The sequence below is a fragment of the Pseudoalteromonas sp. S3776 genome, assembly GCF_005886915.1.
Taxonomy (GTDB): domain Bacteria; phylum Pseudomonadota; class Gammaproteobacteria; order Enterobacterales; family Alteromonadaceae; genus Pseudoalteromonas.
On record NZ_PNCU01000255.1, the window covers coordinates 1 to 253 of the forward strand.

General features: G+C 35.2%; 1 protein-coding gene. It reads left to right on the forward strand.

What is annotated here, in order from left to right:
- Positions 1 to 253 (forward strand): biotin/lipoyl-binding protein (locus tag CWC16_RS19815; protein ID WP_138542720.1); only part of this gene is annotated, 253 nt, incomplete at both ends.

Here is a 253-nt window from a genome sequence, read left to right on the forward strand (position 1 = left end):
TAATGATCACTAATAACATTCCTTATGGTGCTACCTTAAACGTAAAAGATGGTGCACAAGTGAAGAAAGGTGATATCATCTGTACTTGGGATCCATTCAATAATGTAATCGTTGCTGAACAAAATGGTACTATTCGTTTTGATAGTATCTTGGATGGTTTCACTTATCGTGATGAAGCAGATGAACAAACCGGTCACCGTGAGAAAGTAGTTATTGAAACAAAAGACAAAACAAAAATCCCAACAATTATCGT